This is a genomic window from Microbacterium sp. NPDC058389, from assembly GCF_042722305.1.
Classification (GTDB): Bacteria; Actinomycetota; Actinomycetes; order Actinomycetales; family Microbacteriaceae; genus Microbacterium.
Map to the genome: position 1 here is coordinate 285,252 of NZ_JBHXJQ010000003.1, position 21,351 is coordinate 306,602.

11 protein-coding genes are annotated in these 21,351 nt (G+C 71.4%); 7 read left to right on the forward strand and 4 right to left on the reverse strand.

The features are described 5' to 3' along the window. Position 1: 1 nt before the first annotated feature. The 3 genes from ACFWJ8_RS06515 to ACFWJ8_RS06525 are packed head-to-tail and all read right to left on the reverse strand — an operon-like array spanning position 2 to position 11,120. Entirely contained in the window at positions 2 to 511 is a 510-nt protein-coding gene (locus ACFWJ8_RS06515) for a Pycsar system effector family protein (protein WP_378809988.1), read from the reverse strand. Then, entirely contained in the window at positions 511 to 7,446 is a 6,936-nt protein-coding gene (locus ACFWJ8_RS06520) for a hypothetical protein (protein ID WP_378809989.1), read from the reverse strand. Before ACFWJ8_RS06520 ends, ACFWJ8_RS06515 begins: the two co-directional genes overlap by 1 nt. 11 nt (positions 7,447 to 7,457) lie before the next feature. Continuing rightward, complete coding sequence (locus ACFWJ8_RS06525) at positions 7,458 to 11,120, reverse strand: AAA family ATPase (protein WP_378809990.1); 3,663 nt, start codon at positions 11,118 to 11,120, stop codon at positions 7,458 to 7,460. A 219-nt stretch (positions 11,121 to 11,339) separates the two neighbouring features. Between ACFWJ8_RS06525 and rlmN the strand changes: the two genes are divergently transcribed. Next, positions 11,340 to 12,584, forward strand: coding sequence for a 23S rRNA (adenine(2503)-C(2))-methyltransferase RlmN (gene rlmN, locus ACFWJ8_RS06530; RefSeq protein WP_378809991.1), 1,245 nt, complete (start codon positions 11,340 to 11,342; stop codon positions 12,582 to 12,584). A 105-nt stretch (positions 12,585 to 12,689) separates the two neighbouring features. Continuing rightward, positions 12,690 to 14,324, forward strand: coding sequence for a DUF4407 domain-containing protein (locus ACFWJ8_RS06535; protein ID WP_378809992.1), 1,635 nt, complete (start codon positions 12,690 to 12,692; stop codon positions 14,322 to 14,324). 62 nt (positions 14,325 to 14,386) lie between these two features. On the opposite strand, the gene ACFWJ8_RS06540 is transcribed toward ACFWJ8_RS06535, so the two are convergent. After that, positions 14,387 to 14,869, reverse strand: a complete 483-nt coding sequence (locus tag ACFWJ8_RS06540) for an RrF2 family transcriptional regulator (protein WP_378809993.1) — start codon at positions 14,867 to 14,869, stop codon at positions 14,387 to 14,389. 82 nt (positions 14,870 to 14,951) lie between these two features. Between ACFWJ8_RS06540 and ACFWJ8_RS06545 the strand changes: the two genes are divergently transcribed. The 5 genes from ACFWJ8_RS06545 to ACFWJ8_RS06565 all read left to right on the forward strand — a co-directional run bounded on the left by ACFWJ8_RS06545 (position 14,952) and on the right by ACFWJ8_RS06565 (position 21,350). Further along, positions 14,952 to 15,698: an SDR family oxidoreductase gene (locus ACFWJ8_RS06545; protein WP_378809994.1), complete on the forward strand. Its 747-nt coding sequence runs from the start codon at positions 14,952 to 14,954 to the stop codon at positions 15,696 to 15,698. A gap of 243 nt (positions 15,699 to 15,941) precedes the next feature. Beyond that, on the forward strand, positions 15,942 to 17,675 hold the full coding sequence (locus ACFWJ8_RS06550) for an ABC transporter ATP-binding protein (RefSeq protein ID WP_378809995.1): 1,734 nt from the start codon (positions 15,942 to 15,944) through the stop codon (positions 17,673 to 17,675). Next, positions 17,672 to 19,780 (forward strand): ABC transporter ATP-binding protein, encoded by a 2,109-nt coding sequence (locus ACFWJ8_RS06555; RefSeq protein ID WP_378809996.1) that lies wholly within the window; start codon positions 17,672 to 17,674, stop codon positions 19,778 to 19,780. The genes ACFWJ8_RS06550 and ACFWJ8_RS06555 overlap by 4 nt, the downstream gene beginning before the upstream one ends. A gap of 63 nt (positions 19,781 to 19,843) precedes the next feature. Beyond that, positions 19,844 to 20,857, forward strand: coding sequence for an aldo/keto reductase family protein (locus tag ACFWJ8_RS06560; protein WP_378809997.1), 1,014 nt, complete (start codon positions 19,844 to 19,846; stop codon positions 20,855 to 20,857). A 13-nt stretch (positions 20,858 to 20,870) separates the two neighbouring features. Then, positions 20,871 to 21,350: an NUDIX domain-containing protein gene (locus ACFWJ8_RS06565; RefSeq protein WP_378809999.1), complete on the forward strand. Its 480-nt coding sequence runs from the start codon at positions 20,871 to 20,873 to the stop codon at positions 21,348 to 21,350. The last annotated feature ends 1 nt before the right edge of the window (position 21,351 follow it).

Genomic DNA, 21,351 nt, shown 5'->3' on the forward strand with positions numbered 1-21,351 from the left:
GTCAGCCGACGAGCAGGAAGCCGATGACGATCAGCGCCACGCCCACCCCGGCGAGGGTCATGGACAGGCGGATCGCCCGGTACTTGCGCTGCACGACCGCCGACAGCACGAGGAGCTGCTGGAACGTGCGCTCGGGCGGGTGGAGGCCGCGCTCGTCGAGGGCGCGCTCGACCTCGGCGGGCGAGCCGAGACCGCGGATCTGCCCCCAGTACGTGATGGCGCCCGGTCCGGGGCCGCGGCTGAGGCGCGGCCAGACGGCGGCGGCCGCCGCGACGACGGATGCCGCCGCCGCGACGACGCCGAGCCCCCACACCGTCGCGCCGAACGGGGTCAGGGTCACCGGTGTCCAGTCGCCGCCGATCATGCCGCTCAGCACGATCGAGAACGCGATGCCGAGCGAGCCGATGAGCAGCGAAGCCTTCTGGTCGGCACGGTCGATCTCGTCGCGCACCTCGGACAGCATGTCTGCGGCGAGGGCGGCGGTGTCGCGAGCCGGGGTCTCGCCCGCCATCAGCGGACCCCGAACGTGACCGTGAACGACGTGCCGTCGGCCAGGTCGATGCGGTAGGTGTACTTCTTGCCGCTCTTCAGCTTCAACGTCGGGATGGCCCCCACCCAGGTCTTCGCGGGCTTCAGGTAGGTGAAGCTGCCGATCGGGGGATAGAAGGCCTCGTTGACCCGCGCCGACGACGGCAGGTCTGCCGTCGCGACGAGCACCACTCCGGTGACGAACCTCTTCGTGCCGATCGAGTTGCCCGCGGCGTCGCACGCGCGGAACACGATCGGCACGCCCGACAGGCGGATGAAGACGCTCGATCCGTCCGTGTTCACCCCCAGCAGGGGCGAGCGGTCGAGCACGCCCCCGCACTTCGGCGGCTGCGGGACCGTGACGGTGTAGCCGGCGGTCGCCGCCGCGGTGTTGCCGGCGACGTCCGTGGCGCGGCACATGACCGTCTGCGGGCCCGTCACCGCCGTCGTCGGCGGGTCGCAGGACGCGGACGAGACGCCCGAACCGGCGTCGGTCGCGTTCGGCGTCGCCGTCGCGGTCTGGCCCACGACGACCGGGTTCGGCGACACGATCGGTGCCAGGGCGGGTGCGGTGCGGTCGACCCTCACGCGCAGGTCGACCGAGGCGGTGTTCCCGAGCACATCGGTCACCGTGCCGGTCACGGTGCGGCCGTCGGGGCCGGTGTCGTCGCCCACCACGACGGGGTCGGTGCAGGTCTTCACTCCGATCAGCGAGCCGCACGCGAACGTGACGGTGACGGCCGTCCTGCTCCACGAGCCCTCGAGGTAGGCGCCGCCGTCCGCGCCCGTCGCCGTCACGGCGATCGTCGGCTCTGGCGTGCGCTCCTCCACGAGCATCGAGGCGCTCGCCGCGTGCCCCTTGGTCTTGCCGTCGTCGGGCGTGGCGGTCACCTCGATGACATCGCCCGGCTGGGCGCCGATGTCGGCGAGGGCGAGCGTTGCTCCCGCTTGGCCGGGGATCGCGACACCGTTGCGGGTCCACGCGTACGTCGGGGTGACGGCATCCTCGTCGGCATCGGTGAGCGTGACCTCGGCGGTGAGGATGCTGGTGGCCAGAGTCGGGTCCGTGTCGGCGGTCACCGTGACCTGTGCGATGGGTGCCGTGTTCGGCGGCGGGGTCGTCAGCGCGAACGACACGGAGCTGCAGGCCCGGCTTCGGCACGCCGTGAGCACGACGGTGTACGTCCCGTACTGCGTGACCGGCTGGTCGATGAGCACCCGGGTGGAGCCGTCGGGACCGGTCTGCACAACGGCTTCCGAGGTCGCGATGACCTCGTCGTCGCCCGTGCTCTCGGTGCCGCCGCCGTCGACGACCTGGACCTTGGCCGAGAGGCTCTCGCCGGCCACCGCGTCGGTCACGTCGACGGTGCGCAGCAGGCGATCGCCGACAGCGACCGTGGCATCGGGTCCGGGGTCGCCGAGGGCGGGTGCGGCCTGAGCGGCGACGTCGAGGCGACCGCGCGCCGTGTCGACGGCGACGTTGCCCGCGGCATCCACGACCTGCAGCATCCACCGGAACGGCGTCGTGGGCACGGCCGCCCGGTAGGCGGGGCTGGTGGCGGTCGGCGGCGCGACCGTCGCCCGCTGCCATTCGGCCTGCCCCTCGGGCTGGACCAGCAGGATCACCGACGCGATGCCGCTGCCGGCGTCCGACACGGTGATCTCCATCTCGCCGCGTCCGGGCGACGGGAGCTCGACCGAGTCGATGGACGGCGGCGTGGCGTCGGTGGAGGAGGCGTCGCCGTACACGACCTGCGCCGTGAAGCTCGTGAACCGCTCGGTGCGTGCGGCGCCGCCGGGCGGTATCTCGACCCGGGCGGGTGTGAGCACGAGCAGGTCGCGTGGTCCGTCGGGTGTGTCCTGGTGCGTGATGGTGCCGAACGTCGACGGGAACGCGACCCCGGTGCGCGAGGCCGCGGCCTCGGGCACGCCGACGCTCGGCGTCGCGACCGCGGGGGTGCCCTCGGTGTCGAACTCCGACGTCAGGGCGGTGAGCACCACCCCGTGCGGAGTGAGGCCCGCGGGGGCCTGCTCCAGCGTCCGCACGATGGTCGGCAGCACCGGCTGCCCGGCGACGGCGAGCGGTGCCTGGTCGTCGACGGTCAGGTACTCGGAGCCGTCCGCAGCGCTGTGCTGCCCGAAGGCCGGGGTGAACGAGAGGGATGCCGTCGTCAGGCCGCCATCCGTCGACACCGTGAGGTCCGGGGTCTCCGGCAGCGGCATCTCCTTGGCGGGCGCATCGAACGTGTACATCGGCAAGCCGTAGTACACGGCCTCCATGAGCGCTTTCTCGTCGTAGCCGGAGTACAGGCCCAGCCCGCCGAGGTACGACTGCTTCGCGAACGCCAGCGCCGAGGCGGCCGAGACGGGCGTGCCATCGACCTGCACACCGATCCAGTCCGCGTACAGCGACAGCAGGCGCTCGCTGAGCGCGGTGGTGATGTTGTTGGCGAGCCCGTAGCCGGTGTTGCCGATGTAACCGCCCGCCTGCGAGAAGACGTCGACCCAGTCGGTGACGGCGCCGTAGTACGAGGTGGGCAGGTTGTTGCCGGCGTGGCAGCCGATCCCGAAGATCACCGAACCGGACAGCTGCGGCTGGGTCTCGTGCTCGGCTGCGAGGAACAGGTCGTCGGCGACGAACGCGCCCGCCTCGGCGCCGGGCACGCCCGGAAGCATGCGGGTCTCGTCGGCGTGGGTGTTCACCGACACGACGCCGGCGGTCTGGCCGGGTGCGGCATCCGTTCCGGGGAAGAGGGCGGCCTCGAGGGCCGACCTGTCCCAGTCGCCGGTGAGCGCGGTGCCGCCGGTCGACCGCCAGGAGAGGTCGTCGGTGACCTCCTGCGGCAGCTCGCTCCAGGCGCCGTAGCCGCCGGTCAGCGTCGAGTCGGCCGCGAGCACGCCGTCGGCGTCGACGAACCGGGCGATCGTGGCGAGCGTCGCCGCCGGCTCCTGGGCAAGGCGCCCGAGTCCGACGGTCGGCACGTACACGTGGCCGCCGAGCGAGTCGTAGGCGGTGGCGAGTCCGTAGGGGTCGTCGGTGAGGATGCGGGATGCCGCCGCCGCGGCCGACAGCGGTGTCTCGCACGGGTCGACCACGGCCCCGACGGGGCAGTCCCCGCCGGTCGGGGTGGTGGCGAGGCGCAGATCGGCCGCGTGGCTGGTCTCGGTGAACTGCGAGGTGTGCTGGGCGACCGGGGCCATCGGCACGATGTCGTCGCCGCCGACGATGACGATCGACGCGATCTGGTCACGATGATCTCCGAGGCTGCTCGCCACGAACGCGTTGATCGCGCTGGTCAGCGCTTCACGTGCCCCCATCGAGCACGGGTTGTCGTTCGACGCCGTGCGGGCGGCTGCCACCTCCGGCGAGGAGCCCGGATCGAGCACCGCGCCGTCCACCGCTCCGGACCCGACGTGACCGGTGCCGGTCAGGCTCTCCAGCGCGGCACGCACCTCGGTGGCCGCGGTCGCCCCGTAGGTGTCGCCGTAGCGCTGCTGGTCGAACAGGTACAGCGTGTTCGTCGTGTCGGTCACGGGGTCGCTGGCCCCCGGGATGCCGGGGGCCGCGGACTGCGGCGCGCTCCAGGCCGTGCACTGCCTCTCGGGCTGCTCGTCGACGTACTGCACCCGCAGCGAGTACAGCGCGGCACTGGGGTCGCCGTTGCCGCTGGTCACCCGGACGAGCAGTTTGTCGCCGGGCGCGGCATCCGTCGACGCGGCCTCGACCTCGGCGACGCTGTCGCCGCCCACGACCGCCTGGTCGAGCAGCGTCTGGCCGTCGATGACGACTCCGGCGTCGGCGCCGGCCTCGGCGGGCTGGTCGGCGGTCCCGCTCTGTTCGGTGACGAGGGTGCCGGGTGCGGGGCCGGCACTCGCCGCGCCGAGCGTCGACGAGGACCCCTGCGGCGCGTACAGCGACAGCGAGATCTGCCCATCGGTGGCGTTCGTCGACACGACGAGGCGCTCGCCGGCCTTGGGCGGCGCGACGAGGTAGTAGTCCTCGTCCTGCGCAGCGCCCTCGACCATCTCGCCTTCGTCGTTGAGGTCGCGCCAGGCGGGCGAGATCCATTCGTAGTAGACCTGGCCCTCGACCATGGGCGCCGAGAAGGACTCCCAGACGCCGTTCACGAGGTTGTGCGTGGGGTCGTCGAACGTCTGCAGCGGGGCGTCGCCGAACAGCTGCAGGGATGCCGACCGGGTCCCGCTCGTGAGTTCGCCGGTCGCCGACGACTCGCCGGGCAGGCTGGTCAGCGAGTACCACGACAGCAGGGTCATGACGGTGCCGCCGGCCGTCTCGGGCATCGGGATGCGCACCGTGGCACCGTCGCGCTGGATCGGGCCGGTGTACGGCGCCACGAGCTGGGACGTGCCGGCAGGGCCGGACCCCCAGGTGTACTCCCGGTACGACCGCGTGCCCGCGGGCGTCGTGATCGACGCGGTCGGGGCCGCGAACGTGTCGGGCTCGCCCGGACCCGGATCGAACGTGAACTGGAACTTCACATTGCGGCCGCAGTGCTGGGTGTTTCCCTCGCAGCCGGTCTCGGAGGTGCCGGTCTCGGCGAGATACGGGTCGAGCGAGCTGGCCGAGATCTGCTCCCACGGGTACGACTGCGCGTCGAGCAGTGACATGAACAGGATGCCGAGCGTCACGCTCTCGGGTGCGCCCGGGGCGAGATCGGCCACCGTCGCGGTGTCGAGGTATCCCGGCGACGGCGCCGCCAGGGTGCCGGCGACGGCGGTGGTGCCGAACAGTGCGGTGCGGGCGGACTCGGTCAGGGCCGAGGCATCGACCGAGCCGAGCGGGGTGCCGGCGAGGTACAGCTCCGACATGGGCAGATAGCCCATGAGCGTCTGATCCACGGGCAGCGACGCCAGCGAGACGTCGGCGATGCCGGAGCGCTCGATGTCGAGGCCGGCCGCGTCGAGGTCGGCCAGATACCAGTCGGACTGGATCTGGAACGGGAGGCCTTCGGCGTCCAGGATGCCCTGCGCCTTCACGAGCGCCTGCCACCGCTCGGTCGCGGTCGCGGTGCTGGCGCCCGCGATCTCCAGCGAACCGATCGGCGCCGTCCCGAGGACGTATGACGCGAGCGAGAGCGCAGACAGCGCGCTGTCGTCGAGACCGAGGTCGCCGAGGGTGAGGCTCTGGATGCGCTTCGCCGCCGCGATCTCGTCCGGGGTCGCCGTCGATCCGTCGGCCAACGCCTCCGCAGCCCAGGCGATCAGCTCGTTGAGCGTCACCGTCTGGATCAGCTCGCCGGCGAAAGGACTGCCTGCAAGCACGTCGGCCCAACCACCCGGGAAGTCCAGGTTGTGGATCGGCAGGTTGTGGATGGGCAGGTTGTGGATGGGCAGGTTGTGGATCGGGAGGTTGTGGATCGGGAGATTGTGGATCGGGAGGTTGTGGATCGGGAGATTGTGGATCGGCAGGTTATGGATCGGCAGGTTGTGGATCGGCGCGTTCGCGACCGCGGACGCGTACCCGCGCAGCGACGAGAGCGGGACCGACGCGATCTCGATCGCCGTCATGAATCCCGGGTTGACCAGCTGACCCTGGGTGCTGGTGACCGCAAGCCCGTCGTTGATGTGGGTGTCCATCGCGAAGACGGTCGACGCGGCGGAGCCTGACGCGGCGAAGGCGACCGTCCGCCCGGAGGCGGAGACGACGGGCTGGGTGCCCTCGGCGAGGTCCACCCAGTCCGGAGTGTTCGAGGGGGAGCAGTCGCCCTGGGTCGAGGCATCCCGCCAGCCGATCTCCTGCTCGCGCACCACGGGCACGGACAGCTCGGGAGCGCCGTCGGGGAGGTCGTAGTCGTAGGCAGGGACGGTCGTCTCCCAGACCACGTGGCTGCCGTCGGCCGAGATGACCGGGTCGGAGATGTACCCGACGCGGCGGTCGGCGTCGATCGTGCCGAGCGCGACGCGGTAGAAGTTGCCGTCGAGCGTGGTGGCGACGACCGCCGGCCTGTCGCTGCAGGCGATGTCGCCGATGTACGCGAAGGTGTCGCCGGTCGCGTCGATCGTCGGACTGTGGGCGTGGTTCGCGACGATGCTTCCGGTCATCGTCGGCCCCGTCGGAGTGGTGCGGTAGACATTGGTGGCATCCCCCGCTTCGTTGAAGCCCACCGTCGTGACGAGGATCGTGGCGCCGTTGCCGCTGATCCGGGCCTGCTGGGTGGTGCCCTGGAGCACTTCGTCGCTGAGCAGCCGTCGGACGGTGAGGTCGCCGAAGACGCCGTCGCCGTTCGCGTCGAGGTCGGCGACGAACGAGCTCGGGCCGCCGACGCCGCCGTCGGGCAGGATGTCGGACGCCATCGAGGTGAAGACGAGGTAGCGCCCGTCGTCGGTCATGTCGGGGTCGTACGAGTCGGCGTCGGGCTCGGTGCCGCTGTCGACCCGGAACGTGCGGTCGAGCAGCGTGTCGCGCACGTAGATGCTCGTCCGCCCCGCGGTGCCGCCGGCGGCGACGAGGTTGGTCGCCGCGCTCGTGAAGGCGACGTACCGGCCGTCGGCCGTCGCCACGGGCTCGGTGCTCGGGCCGTTCGCGCGCGTCGCGCCGACCGCGCCGTCCGGCGCGCTGACGAGCATCGCGGTCCCTGAGAACGGGTCGGCGCTGCCTTCGGCCGCGACCGAGACGAACACGTCCGACACGCCGTTCGCATCGCCGGGCACGAGGTCGCCGGCCGTCGAGGCGAAGAACACCCGCTGACCGTCGGAGGTCAGGAACGGATCGCCCGAGGCGCCGGCGGTCGTCTGCGAGACCGTGAACGTCTCGGCGCCGGAGGGCGGGGCGACCGCCGCGGTCGCCGGTGCGGCGACGAAAGCAGCGGTCAGTCCCGCGCCGATCAATGCGGCGACGGTGCCGATGGCGACGACCCGACCGGTGTTCGCGGTGACGGCGCTACGGGGGGATGCCACGATCATGGGTCCTACTCCGCTTCGGTGATGAGGGACGACGAGGAATCGAGGATCTGCGGGATGTTCACGACGCCGAGGCCGGTGAGGATGCGCTCGGCTTCGGCGCGGACGGTGTCATCGGGCCGAAGGCCGTGCAGTTGGGCGAGTGAGAGCGCGTGCTCGAGCGGAGTCGCCGAAGCGTCGTCGGCCGCGGCGACGGCGAGGGCGAGGGCCAGCCGGGTGTCGCCGTGGGCAGCCGCGAGACGCGCCCGCTGCCGGGTGAGGCGGACGTCGGACACGTCGGCGAGGCCGTCCGCGTCGGCGCCGGCCTCGACGACGGCACCCGCGTCCAGCGTCGCCTCCAGAAGGCGCACCCGGGCGTCCAGGGCGGCATCCGTCTCATCCAGGGCGGTGAACCCGTCGGCGGCCGCCCGGAACGCCTCGCGCGCACCCGCGACGTCCCCTGCCTGCTGGGCGATCCGGCCCGCGAACCCCGTGACGAACGCCACCAGGTACGGGTTGTCGGATGCCTCGAAGACGCGCAGCGCCTCCGCCACGAGGGGGCGGGCCTCATCGATGCGACCCTGGTCGATGAGGATCTCTGCGGCGTTGGCGGACTCGAGCGCCTCGCCGACGATGTCGCCTGCGGCTTCGTGCCCAGCGCGCGCCTGCTCGTACAGTGCCGCCGCCGTCGTCCAGTCGCCCCGGTAGTAGGCGCGGACGCCCAGCAGGCTCAGCACCTTGCCCTTCGACAGCTCGTCGTGAGCCTCGTCGTACAGCGCCAGCGCGCGGGGGAGGTGGACCATGCCGGCGTCGCCCTCGAGCTCGCTCGCGGCGATGTCGTGATAGCGCAGGGCGTCGGCGAGCACGCGCTTCGTGGTCGGGTCGAGCCCGTCGCCGTCGATGAGCACGATCGCTTCGTCGGCCAGCGCGCGGGCCTCGCTCCACCGCGCCTGACGCAGTCGCAACCCGGCCTCGGTGACCGCGACGGCGGCGAGCACGCGCCGTCCCTCCGTGCCCGTGCCGGTCAACGCGCGGCGTGCGGTGCGCAAAGCCCGCACCGCTTCGTCGTGCCGCCCGAGGATGTTGAGCGCGTACGCGCGCTCGTGGTCGAGGCGGGCCCGATCGGCAGCATCCGAGATCAGCTTCCGCGCGGCCGAGAACGCTTCGAGCCCTTCCTTGGCCCACCCGCCCGAGACCGACACGCGCCCCAGCGCCTCCAGCAGCCGGGGCAGATCGTCTGTGCCGTTCGAACGCCGCGCCGCCTCGACCGCGACGCGGTAGTTGCGCACGGCCTCCTCGAGCGCGAACGCGCGCTCCGCCGTCTCGGCGGCGGCCACCGCGGCCCGGTGCGCGGCCCCCCAATCGCCGGCGGCCTCGTAATGCGCCGCCAGCATGACGTTGCGCGCCGACCCGCCGAGCGCCGGATCGGCTTCGAGCGCCGCCGCAGCCGCACGGTGCAGCTCGCGCCGGGCCTGGAACGTCAGCTGGTCGTAGGCGACGTCGCGGAACAGCTCGCTGCGGAACGACACCCCGTCCGCCCCCAGTTCGAGGAACGCTCCGAGACCGCCCGAGATGAGCGGCATCCCGACGCACGTGACGTACAGTCCGAGCGGGATGCGCACGCCCAGCACGGCGGCGCGCCGGAGCGTCGTGCGTTCGGACTCGGTGAGCGCGTCGATGCGCTCGCCGATGAGCTGCTCGATGCCGAGCGCGTCCTCGCCCGAGGCGAGACCGGTAGCGAGCTCGATCGCGTACAGCGGGTTGCCGCCTGCCCGCGCCACCAGCGGGCGCGCGTCGGCGGGCAGCAGGCGACGGCCCGCGACGGCCTCGACGATGTCGCGGATGTGCTCGTCGGCGAGCCCGGAAAGAGGCAGCTCGTCGCCCAGTGGGCCGAGGCCGCCGGCATCCGCCCTTCGCGCGATGAGCACCGCATGGCGCGTGTCGCGGCCGATCAGGTCGGTGAGCACCGCCGCCGAGGCGGGGTCGATCCACTGCGCGTCGTCGATCAGCAGGCATCCCGGCGCCTCGGTGAGCGCGCCCACGAACTCGGCCACGACCTCGGCGGCGCGCTCGGCGCGGAAGGCGTCGTCCAGGGCCAGCGACTCCGGCGTCGGCTCCGCGGACGCCCCGACCGCCGGGGCCAGCAGCGGCAGCCACGGCAGCAGGTGGGCGAACCGTTCCGCCACGACGGCCGCGAGCTGCTCGCCCGCCTCGGCGGGCGCCGCGGCCGAACGGATCCCCAGCAGCGGACGCAGCAGCGTCTGCAGCGCCCGATAGGGCGAGTTCGCACCGTACGAGTCGCCGTGGGCGCGCAGCACGGCCAGCGGAGTCTCGGCCAGTGCGTGCGTCAGCAGGCGCGTCTTGCCGATACCGGCGGGGCCGGACACCGTGAGCACCGAGCCGGTCTCGGCGGCGGCATCCGTCAGCATCCGCCGCACCCGGTCGAGCTCGTCCTGCCGTCCCGTGAACGGCGTCTGCTGCGCGGCCAGCGACGTGGCTCCGCCGCGCCCGGTGACCACGGCCACAGGGATCTCGGTCGCTTTGCCCTTCACCGTGATGACGCCCGCGTCGTCGGCCTCGAACGGGCGTGCGGTGCGCTCGAGCACCGATCGTGCCACCAGCACGTCTCCGGGCTCGGCGCGGGCGGCCAGCCGTGCCGCCAGGTTCGTGGGGTCGCCCATGACCGTGTACGTCTGCCGGTACGTCGCGCCGACGAAGCCGGCGAACACGCGGCCGGAGGTGACGCCGGCGCGCAGGACGTAGTCACCGGCTCCGTCCTGCACGATGCGCAGCACGGCGGTGACCAGCCGGCCCTCCGGGTCTTCGAGCGTGGTGGGGGCGCCCGCGGTCAAGAAGTAGCGGTATCCGCCTGGCGCCGGGTCGACGTCGAGCAGGGTGGCGCCGGTATCGGCGCAGGCATCGTCCACCAGGCGCGTGAGGCGGTCGATGCGGGCGTGGTCGGCGGCATCCGGGTCGTCCGGCACTCCCGACACCTGCACGAACGCGATCGCCGCCCAGCGATGGTCGGGGTCGGCACCCAGCAGATCGGGCCGCTGGGCGAACGCGCGAGGCAGAAAGCGGTCGGCCGCCTCGCCGCGCCCGGCATGGAGGGAGAGGAGGGATGCCGCGGCCACCGATCCGCCTTTGACGAGACGCCGCGCCCCCGGCGCCGCCTCCTCCTTCGCGACCAGTGCGGCCGGCAGCAGGGCCGCCGTCTCGTCGCTGACGAGGATCCTCCCCGCCTCGGCCGCCGACTGCAGCTCCAGTACACGGCCGGTGTCACGGCCGGCGAGCACGACGCTCACCGAGCCCTCGCCGGTGAGGAAGAACGTGAACACGGCCGAGTGCACCCCGACCGACATGCGCAGTCGCGTGCGGGCGAAGGGGAGGTGGATGTCGCCGATCGCGGTCAGCACGCGGTTCATGTTCCAGGCGGCATGGGCGGCATGGCGGGCGTGGTCCGCGCCGGTGAACAGCACGAACAGGGCGTCGCCGGCGAACTTCACGACGTCGCCGCCGTCGTCGGTCGCCGGCAGCAGCACCGTGAAGATGCGCGACAGCGTGGCGATGAGCTGCTCGGTGCCTTCGCGGCCGGCGGCGGCCAGCTGCTCGGAGAGCGTCGTGAAGCCTGAGATGTCGACGAGCACCGCGGTGCCCTCGACGCGCAGCATCCGCTCCGCGGAGTCCTCCACACCGTGGAGCAGGCGCGGCGTCAGCGCCGCCGCCGTGACGTGCGCGCTCAGTTCCCGTCCCCTTCCCCAGCTTCGGGTCCGGTGCCGCCTCCCCAGGCGGCGCTCCCCAGGCGGACCGCTGGGGAAAGAATGGCACCAACGATCCCCGCGCACCAGAGGCTGTGGGCTGCAGCATCCGCCTCCCGGTTTCGTCCAGCCTGCCCGCGTACCCTGGGAGGCATGACCGAGTCCTCACCCGTGCGCTCCACCAAGCCCCGCCAGGTGCGTCCGGCGACCGAGGGCTGGACCCAGCAGAAGGACGCCGAGGGGCGCCCGCTGCTCCAGTTCGCGAGCCCCAAGCGCGGCAAGCCGCCGGTGCACCTCGCCGACCTCACTCCCGAGCAGCGCGTCGAGAAGGTCAAGGAGCTCGGCCTGCCGGGCTTCCGCGCGAAGCAGCTCGAGAAGCACTACTTCCAGCACTGGACGCACGACCCGGCCGACATGACCGACCTGCCGGCCGAGGGTCGCGAGCAGCTGGTCCACGGCATGCTGCCGCCGCTGCTCACCGAGGTGCGGCGCCTGGAGACCGACCGCGGCGACACGATCAAGTTCCTGTGGAAGCTGCACGACGGCGCGCTCGTCGAGTCCGTGCTCATGCGCTACCCGGGACGCATCACGCTGTGCGTGTCGTCGCAGGCCGGCTGCGGCATGAACTGCCCGTTCTGCGCGACCGGGCAGGCCGGTCTCACGCGCAACATGTCGGCGGCCGAGATCGTCGAGCAGATCGTGCGCGCCAACCGCCTCATCGCAGACGGCGGCCTCGGCGGCAAGAAGAAGGACGACCACTCCGCCGAGCGCGTCTCGAACATCGTGTTCATGGGCATGGGCGAGCCGCTGGCCAACTACGCCCGCGTCATGCAGGCCGTCCGCGTCATGACCGACAAGACGCACGGCCTGGGCATGAGCGCCCGCGGCATCACGGTCTCGACCGTCGGCCTCGTCCCCGCGATCACGAAGCTCGCGAACGAGGACATCCCGGTGACCTTCGCATTGTCGCTCCACGCCCCCGACGACACGCTCCGAGACGAGCTCATCCCGGTGAACTCGCGCTGGAAGGTCGACGAGGCCCTCGACGCCGCCCGTGCGTACTTCGACAAGACGGGGCGCCGCGTGTCGATCGAGTACGCGCTCATCAAGGACATGAACGACCACGCGTGGCGGGCGGACCTGCTGGCGAAGAAGCTCAACGACCGCGGCCGCGGCTGGGTGCACGTGAACCCGATCCCGCTGAACCCCACGCCCGGCTCGATCTGGACGGCCTCCGAGGTCCCCGTGCAGAACGAGTTCGTGCGCCGCCTCAACGACGCCGGCATCCCGACGACCCTCCGCGACACCCGCGGCAAGGAGATCGACGGCGCGTGCGGCCAGCTCGTCGCCACCGAGGAGGACGAGGCGGTCGCCGCCGTCACCCCGCTCGAAGTCTGAGAGGCGGGATGCCGCGGGCCGCGGCATCCACTCTCCGCCCGCTCCACCGGGCGGCGCTGGGCATTCATCCACCTCTCGTCCAGGTCGCCCTCATACGGTGTTCGGATGTCTTACTCCGCACACCGGCCGGGCAGGTTCGGCTCCGACGGCCGCATCGAGGTCGAGACAGCAGGCTCCGAACCCGAGGAGCTGTACCTCGACGACGTGCGTGCCGCGCAGGCGCGCGCCGCCCAGGACGAGGCGGCAGAGGCGCCCGACGCGCCCACCGGCTCGGACGGCCCCGAGGACCCGTACCCGGTCACGCAGGACCTGCTCGACGACGCCCTCGCGATGAACCCGACGCAGCCCGTCGCCGTCGCGGCGTCGGCCGACACGTCGCAGGACGACACCCTCGTGATGCCGGCCACCGCCGACTGGGGCGCGATCGGCGAGGCATCCGCTCCCGACGTCGAGCCCGTCGAGGCCGTCGCGCCCGTGGCCCCTGCGAAGCCGCCGAAGCAGCCGAAGCAGCCGAGGGCCAAGCGCGAGCGCGTGCCCGGATCGGGCTGGCGGCGCCTCGCGATCCTCGGCGGCGCCGACGGCGTCGTCCTCGACGAGGTGCCCAGCGAGACGCCGCGCTTCGTGCAGATGTTCTTCGTGCTCGCCGGCACGGCCCTGGTCTCGGCGATCTCGATGATGTTCGCCCTCATGACCGGTGTGCGGGCCGCGGCGTGGTTCGCGGTGCCGCTCGCGATCGTGTGGGCGCTCATCATCTTCAACCTCGACCGCTTCCTCACCTCGACGATGCGCTCGACGCGCAACATCTGGAAGCTCATCGGGATGGCGATCCCGCGCGTGATCATGGCCGCCATCATCGGCATGGTCGTCGCGGAGCCGCTCGTGCTGCAGATCTTCCACAACGACATCGCGCGCGAGGTCAACGCGACCAACCTCGTCCAGGCCCAGTCCGATCAGGACGCCGTGACCTCCGGCCCCGAGAAGAAGGCGCTGGATGCTGCGAGCGAGCGCGTCTCGGAGCTCGAGAGCCAGGCCGCCAGCGGTGTGGTGGCCGGTGCCGACACCACCTCGGCGGCGACCTCGTCGGCGCAGGCGACCGTCGACGACCTGACCGCCAAGCTCGCCGCGCAGCAGACGGTCATCGACCAGGCGCGCGCCATCTACCAGTGCGAGCTCACCGGCCAGGGGGCCGGCGAGGTCGCGGGCTGCACCGGCGTCGCGGGGGAGGGGGCGAGTTCGACGGCCGCCAAGGACCAGCTGGCCGCCGCGCAGGCGTCGTACGACGACCTGGCCGCGAAGCTCACCACCGCCCAGGCCGACCTCGCCGACGCGCAGGCGGCCGGCACCGCCGACGCCGGCGCGTCGGAGGCGACGAACAAGAAGCAGGCGAAGGACGAGCTGCCCGCGGCGCGCGAGCAGTACCAGGCCGCGCTCGCCGCGTACAACGCGCGCGCCGCCGAGATCGCCGGCGGCAACGCCGGCGCGACGGGTCTGCTCAGCCAGATCAGCGGTCTGGAGCGGCTGTCGCAGCGCGAGCCGACCCTGATGTGGGCGCACTGGCTCATCGCCGGGCTGTTCTTCATGATCGAGCTGCTGCCGGTGCTCGTGAAGGTGCTGACCAGCTACGGCGACCCGACGCTGTACGAGAAGGCCGACGCGCTGCGCAAGCAGGTCGCGCTCGACCGCGTCACCGCGCGCAGCTGGCGCGAGCGCGCCGACATCGCGCAGGGCGGCGAGGCCTGACCCGCTGACGCTCGAGAGAGGGGATGCCGCGAGCCGCGGCATCCCCTCTTTCGTCCTCCGGGTCAGCCGGCGGGGGAGACGAGCCAGCCGCGCACCCGCGACAGCACGTCGGGACCGGAGTCGCGGTCGACCGTCGCGACGAGGTCGGCGACCGTGACGCCGCGCAGCGACTGCCGCCACGCCTGCTCCGCGGCGAGCATCGCGCGATGGACGGCGCACGCCTGGAGGCACTGCTCGGGGGATGCCGCGAGCGGGCCCCGCTGGCGGACCTCGGTGCACGTGAACTGCGGTTCGGGGCCTTCGATCGCGAGCACGATGTCGAGCACCGAGATCTTCTCCGCGGGGCGCGCGAGGACGTAGCCGCCGGACTTGCCCTGCACGGAGTGGACGAGGCCCGCACGCGCGAGGGCCTGCATCTGCTTCGCGAGGTAGGTCATCGAGACGTCGTTGAGCCGGGCGAGCGTCGCCGCGGGCACCGGCTCGGTCACGCCCGTGAGGGCGACGCAGCAGTGCACCGCCCACTCGACCCCGCCCGACATCTTCATATCCGAAACACTACTTGACTCGGACAGTGGTTGTCCGAGTAGATTGAACCCGGACAATATCAATCCGGGTTTGGAGAGACTCATGAAGATCGTGGTGCTGGGTGGAACGGGGCGGATCGGCGCACGAGTGGTGGCGCTGCTGGCGGAGCGCGGCCACGAGGCCGTGGCGGCCTCGCGGTCGACCGGCGTGGACGCGGTCGCCGGGACGGGCCTGGACGCGGCCTTCGACGGGGCGGACGTCGTCGTCGACGCGACCGAGTCGTCGGCGTGGGACGAGGCCGGCGTGATCGAGTTCTTCACGGCCGCGACCGGCAACGTGCTGGCAGCCGAGGATCGGGTGGGCGTCGGCCACCATGTGGCGCTCTCGATCGTCGGGATCGACCGCAACCCCGAGGCGCGCGGGTACCTCGCGGGCAAGGTGGTGCAGGAGCGGCTCGTCGCTGAGAGCGCGGTGCCGTCCACGATCGTGCGCGCGACGCAGTTCTTCGAATTCCTCCCGCAGATCGCCGACGCGAGCACCGTCGACGGCGAGGTGCGCATCGGCACGGCGCTGATGCAGCCGGTCGCGGCGGAGGCCGTCGCGCGCGCGCTGGCCGACGCGGCGGAGGCGCGCACGGCCGGTGCCGTCGAGGTCGCCGGACCCGAGCGCGCGCCGCTCGCCGAGTTCCTCCGGCGCGACCTCTCCGACCGCGGCGACGCGCGGGCCGTCGTGGTCGACCCGGCCGCGGGCTACTTCGGCCGCGTGGTCGGCGAGACCAGCCTCGTGCCCGTGCGCGACGACGCCGTGATCGACCCCGTCGGCTACGAGGAGTGGCGCGCGGCGAGCTGAAGGACGACGGGATGCCGCCTCCCCGGGCGCACGTGGAGCCGGGGTGGGCGGCATCCGGTCTTCACATGACACGATATATCGTGTTACAGTGACCGACGGATGCCACCGGGAAAAGGCATCCCGCGTCCACCGTCCGCCCTCCGCGAACGAGCCTGCCGCGATGTCGGCGGCCCGTGCAAGGGTGGGATCACACCACCTTCTGCGCGCTCGTCCGCGTGCCCTTACGCGCCCCAGGGGAACCTCGTGCTGGCAAAACTCCTCGTCCGATATCTCAAACCGTACGGCTGGCTGCTGCTCGGCGTGCTGCTGTTCCAGTCCGCCTCCGCCATCGCCTCGCTGTACCTGCCGAGCCTCAACGCCGACATCATCGACGACGGCGTCTCGAAGGGCGACACCGACTACATCTGGCGCACCGGCATCGTCATGCTGACGGTCTCGCTCGGCCAGATCGTCGCCTCCATCATCGCGACCTGGTTCGCCGCACGCGCCGCGATGAAGCTCGGCCGCGACATCCGCGACGACATCTTCGAGCGCGTCTCGGGCTTCTCCGAGCGCGAGGTCACCGGCTTCGGCGCGGGCTCCCTCATCACCCGCAACACGAACGACGTGCAGCAGGTGCAGATGCTGGCCATGATGGGCGCGACCTTCCTGGTGACGGCGCCGCTCCTCGCGATCGGCGGGGTCGTGCTCGCGATCGAGCAGGCCGCGAGCCTCGCGTGGATCATCGCGATCGCCGTCCCCGTGCTGCTGGTCGTGGCCGGCATCGTGATCGCCCGCATGGTGCCGCTGTTCCGCAGCTACCAGGGCAAGCTCGACGGCGTGAACCGCGTGATGCGCGAGCAGCTCACCGGCACCCGCGTCATCCGCGCGTTCGTGCGCGAGCCCATCGAGGAAGAGCGCTTCCGCGAGGCCAACACCGACATCATGGTCGTCGGCCGCAAGGTCGGGTCGCTGTTCGTGGTGCTGTTCCCCGCGGTCATGCTGATCCTCAACGTCACCGTGATCGGCGTGATCTGGTTCGGCGGCATGCAGGTCGACAGCGGCGAGATCCAGATCGGCACGCTCTTCGCCTTCATGCAGTACGCCATGATCATCCTCTCCGGCGTGATGATGGCGAGCTTCATGACGCTGATGATCCCGCGCGCGGCGGTCTCCGCCGAGCGCGTCGGCGAGGTGCTCGACACGCACTCGTCGCTGGAGCGTCCTGCCGACGCGGTCTTCGAGTTCCCGGCGCCGGGCACGATCGAGTTCCGCGACGTGGCCTTCACCTACCCGGGCGCCGAGCACCCGATCCTCTCGGGCATCAGCTTCGGGGCGGCAGCCGGCGAGACCGTCGCGATCGTCGGGTCGACGGGTGCCGGCAAGACGACCCTCGTCTCGCTGATCCCGCGCCTGTTCGACGTCACCGACGGCGTCGTCGAGGTCGGCGGGGTCGATGTGCGCAAGGCCGACCTCGAAGCGCTGTGGGGCACGATCGGCCTGGTGCCGCAGCGGCCGTTCCTCTTCACGGGCACGATCGCCTCGAACCTGCGGTTCGGCCGCGAGGACGCGACCGACGCCGAGCTGTGGCGCGCACTCGAGATCGCCCAGGCGAGCGACTTCGTCAGCCAGATGGAGGCGGGGCTCGACGCGCCGATCGCGCAGGGCGGCACCAACGTGTCGGGCGGGCAGCGGCAGCGGCTCGCCATCGCGCGTGCCATCGTCCACCAGCCCAAGGTGCTCGTGTTCGACGACTCGTTCTCGGCGCTCGACCTCACCACCGACGCGCGGCTGCGGCAGGCGCTGTGGCGCGAGCTGCCCGACGTCACCAAGATCGTCGTCGCCCAGCGCGTCTCGACGATCACCGACGCCGACCGCATCGTCGTGCTCGACGACGGCGGCATCGTGGGGATCGGGACGCACGAGCAGCTGCTCGAGACGAGCCAGACCTATCGCGAGATCGTCGAATCCCAGCTCGGAGCGGAGGTCGCCCGATGAGCGACGAGAAGACCACCCGGCGCGTGCGCAAGGCCGTCGCCGAGCTGAGCGCCGAAGAGAAGGCCGAGATCGAACTCGGCGAGCAGGCACGCATCGCGGCCGACGACTGGAGCGGCGCCGTCGCACCGGGCAAGGCCGCGCACTTCTGGCCCTCGTTCCGCCGCCTCATCGGACTGCTGCGCCCGAACGCGTGGGCGTTCGTGTTCGTGTCGATCCTCGGCTCGATCGGCGTCGTGCTCGCCGTGCTGTCGCCGAAGGTGCTCGGCGAGGCGACCAACATCCTCTTCGAGGGTGTCGTCTCGGGGATGGCGCCCGCGGGCACCACGAAGGAGCAGGTCGTCCAGGGGCTCGAGGCCTCGGGGCAGCAGGATCTCGCCAACATGGTCTCCGCCATGGAGCACTTCGTCCCCGGCGCGGGGGTCGACTTCATGGCGCTCAGCCGTGTGCTGCTCATCGTGCTCGCGCTGTACTTCGCGTCGTCGCTGCTGATGTGGCTGCAGGGCTACGTCATCAACGTGATCATGGTGCGCGTCATGTGGCGTCTGCGCGAGGACGTCGAGGCGAAGATCAACCGCCTGCCGCTGCGCTACTTCGACCGTGTCCAGCGCGGCGAACTGATCTCGCGGGTCACGAACGACATCGACAACATCACGCAGATGATGCAGCAGTCGCTGTCGCAGGCGCTCACGAGCGTGCTCACCGTGATCGGCGTGCTGATCATGATGCTGACCATCTCGTGGCAGCTGACGCTGGTGGTGCTGATCAGCTTCCCGCTGATGGGCGTGCTCTTCGGCGTCATCGGCCCGCGCTCGCAGAAGGCGTTCGGCATCCAGTGGCGCAAGGTCGGCCGCCTCAACGCACGTGTCGAGGAGTCCTTCTCGGGTCACGCCCTGGTCAAGGTCTACGGCCGCGAGCAGGCCTCGCGCGAGGCGTTCCGCGACGAGAACGAGGAGCTCTACCAGGCCTCGTTCAAGGCACAGTTCCTCTCGAACATCATGATGCCGGCGATGATGTTCATCGGGAACCTCACCTACGTGGGCATCGCAGTCTTCGGCGCGCTCATGGTCGCCGGCGGCCAGCTGCGGCTCGGCGACGTGCAGGCGTTCATCCAGTACTCGCAGCAATTCACGCAGCCGCTGGCCGAGCTCGGCGGCATGGCCGCGGTCGTGCAGTCCGGCACGGCGTCGGCCGAGCGCGTGTTCGAGCTGCTCGACGAGCCCGAGCAGGAGCCCGACGCCGAGGACGCCCCGGCACCGGCCGAGGGCGACGGCACGATCGAATTCCAGGACGTCGCGTTCTCGTACTCGCCCGACCGGCCGCTCATCCACGACCTGTCGTTCCGGGTCGAACCCGGTCAGACGGTCGCGATCGTGGGCCCGACGGGCGCCGGCAAGACGACGCTCGTCAATCTGCTGATGCGCTTCTACGAGCTGGACGGCGGCCGCATCCTGCTCAACGGGCAGAACATCGCCGAGCTCACGCGCCGCGACATCCGTGCCGAGACCGGCATGGTGCTGCAGGACCCGTGGCTGTTCGCCGGAACCATCCGCGAGAACATCCGCTACGGCCGCGCCGACGCCACCGACGACGAGATCCTCGCCGCCGCGCGGGCGACGTACGTCGACCGGTTCGTGCACTCGCTGCCCGACGGGTACGACACGGTCCTCGACGAGGACGCGTCGAACATCTCCGCCGGCGAGAAGCAGCTCATCACGATCGCCCGTGCGTTCGTCGCGCAGCCTTCGGTGCTGATCCTCGACGAGGCCACGTCGTCCGTCGACACCCGCACCGAGCTGCTGCTGCAGCACGCGATGGCGGCGCTGCGCGAAGGACGCACGTCGTTCGTCATCGCGCACCGCCTGTCGACCATCCGCGACGCCGACCTCATCCTCGTGATGGAGAACGGCGGCATCGTCGAGAAGGGCACGCACGACGAGCTGATCGCGGCTCAGGGCGCGTACTACCGCCTGTACAACTCGCAGTTCGAGCAGGCCGCGACCGACCTGGACGAAGAGGCCCGCGCCCTCGCCGACGCGGCGCAGGCCGAGGAGTCGGGCGAGCCGGTCGAGGACGCGACCGAGGGCGAGACCGCTCCGGTCGTCTGATCCCGCGCGTCGAATCATTGCTACCCGCTCCGGCACACCCGCCGGGGCGGGTAGCGTTTTCTCATGGTCAACTACCGATATCTCGGCAACAGCGGTCTCAAGGTCAGTGAGATCACCTACGGCAACTGGGTCACCCATGGCTCGCAGGTCGACGACTCCGCTGCGATCGCGACCGTGCACGCGGCGCTCGACGCGGGCATCACGACCTTCGACACCGCCGACGTCTACGCGAACACCGCGGCCGAGGCCGTGCTCGGCAAGGCCCTCGCCGGTCAGCGGCGCGAGTCGCTCGAGATCTTCACGAAGGTGTACTTCCCGACCGGCCCGCAGGGTCCGAACGACACCGGCCTCAGCCGCAAGCACATCTTCGAGTCGATCAACGGGTCCCTCAAGCGCCTCGGCACCGATTACGTCGACCTCTACCAGGCGCACCGCTTCGACTACGAGACGCCCCTGGAGGAGACCTTCCAGGCCTTCGCCGACGTCGTCCGTCAGGGCAAGGCGCTCTACATCGGCGTCTCGGAGTGGACGGCCGAGCAGCTGCGCGAGGGCCACGCACTCGCCAAGAGCTACGGCGTGCAGCTCATCTCGAACCAGCCGCAGTACTCGGCGCTGTGGCGCGTCATCGAGGGCAAGGTCGTGCCGGCGTCCGAAGAGCTCGGCATCTCGCAGATCGTCTGGTCGCCGATGGCGCAGGGCGTGCTCTCGGGCAAGTACCTGCCCGGACAGCCCGTGCCCGACGGGTCGCGCGCGACCGACGAGAAGAGCGGCGCGAACTTCATCAAGTCGTTCCTGCGCGACGAGGTGCTCGAGGCCGTGCAGCGGCTGAAGCCCATCGCCGAGCAGGCCGGGCTCTCGATGCCGCAGCTCGCGATCGCGTGGGTGCTGCAGAACAAGAACGTGGCCTCGGCGCTGGTCGGGGCATCCCGTCCCGAGCAGCTCGCCGAGACAGTGAAGGCCTCGGGCGTCGTGCTCGACGCCGACACGCTCGCCGCGATCGACACCGCCCTCGGCGACGTGGTCTTCAGCGACCCCGAGAACACGTACTCGGTGTCGCCGAAGACGCGCATCGTCTGACGGTCCCCGGACCATGGTGACGACCAGCGCCGGCATCCTGATCTACCGGCTCGTGCCCGACCTCGAAGTGCTCATCGCGCACATGGGCGGGCCGTTCTGGGCGAGCAAGGACGCCGGCGCCTGGTCGATTCCCAAGGGGGAGTACGACGCCGACCGCGAGGGTGCGCTGGATGCCGCGAGACGCGAGTTCCGCGAAGAGCTCGGCATCGACCCGCCCGAGCCCCCGTACGCCGAGCTCGGCACGTTCGCGTACTCGTCCGGCAAGCGCGTCACCGTGTTCGTCGCCGACGGCGCGGACCTGTCTCTCGACGGCGTCGAGTTCGGCGAGTTCGAGCTGGAGTGGCCGCCGCGGTCGGGCCGCACGGCGCGGTTCCCCGAGGTCGACCGTGTCGAGTGGACCGCGATGGATGCCGCCCACGACCGCCTCGTGAAGGGTCAGCGTCCTGCGCTCGACGCGCTGCGGCAGCACCTCGGCGAGGCCGCCGAGCGCTGAG